The following is a 368-nucleotide window of genomic DNA, read 5'->3' as shown; positions in this document are numbered from 1 at the left end:
TTGTCGACGCGTTCGTCCACCGAACGGAACGGGTCCTTGCACAACACCGTGCGCTGCGCCTGATCGTTCAACTTCAGATGCACCCAGTCCACCGTGAAATCACGGCGCTTCTCCTGCGCACGGCGGATGAACTCCCCACGCAACCGCGCCCGCGTCGTCTGCGGCGGCACCGACTTCGCCTCGAAAATCGCCAGATCCCGCGCCACCCGCTCCACCGCGCCCTTCTTCTCCAGCAGGTAATACAACCCCCGATCACGATGCACATCGTGATACGCCAGATCCAGCTGAGCCACCCGCGGAGACGACAACGGCAGGTCGTACTTACGCCGATACCGCTCGATCAACCGGTACTTGGTCACCCAATCGAT

Annotated in this window: 1 protein-coding gene; it reads right to left on the bottom strand. The window is 62.2% G+C overall.

Annotated features, from left to right (window positions below; translation table 11 throughout):
• Positions 1-368, bottom strand: a 368-nt coding sequence (locus ACGWYJ_RS39090; protein WP_395111767.1) for a proteasome accessory factor PafA2 family protein, incomplete at both ends; no start/stop codon positions are given.

The sequence above is a fragment of the Actinomadura sp. SCN-SB genome, assembly GCF_043906805.1.
Classification (GTDB): Bacteria; Actinomycetota; Actinomycetes; order Streptosporangiales; family Streptosporangiaceae; genus Spirillospora.
This window is presented reverse-complemented; position numbering and strand designations above follow the sequence as displayed.